General features: G+C 61.2%; 1 protein-coding gene. It reads right to left on the reverse strand.

Annotated elements, in window-relative coordinates; translation table 11 throughout:
* Nucleotides 1–61: 61 nt before the first annotated feature.
* Nucleotides 62–384, reverse strand: a 323-nt coding sequence (locus ON37_RS33905) for a hypothetical protein (protein WP_217999961.1), incomplete at its 5' end; no start/stop codon positions are given.

The raw sequence follows: 384 nt of genomic DNA on the forward strand, positions 1-384 counted from the left end.
GATCCTATATAGCCAAATTCGGCAACCACCGCGCAAAGCGGTAGTGACGAGAAATGCCGCGCTACTGGCTTTTAGCTTTCAGCGACGGGGCGATGCTGACGGTGTGGCTCTGGTCGTCCGCACTGGCTGGGCCGAGACGTAGCGCGGCGTTTTTGACCGCGACAGCGCGTTGCAGCGCCATTCGGCGGCCGGCTTCTGTCCAGCTGCGATGGTGGTCAGAGCGTACGGTCTGATTAGAGTGCTGGCGATATAGCCACGTCGTTGCTTGATCGAAGTGACCGTCAGCCACCCCGGAGAGACCTGCGAACATGATGAGGTCGTCATCTGTTGGGAGACCGCCCCATCCGCCGACGATGCGGACCGACGCTGTACGCAGCATGAGCC

The organism is Nocardia veterana NBRC 100344 (assembly GCF_000308855.1).
GTDB classification, from domain to species: domain Bacteria; phylum Actinomycetota; class Actinomycetes; order Mycobacteriales; family Mycobacteriaceae; genus Nocardia; species Nocardia veterana.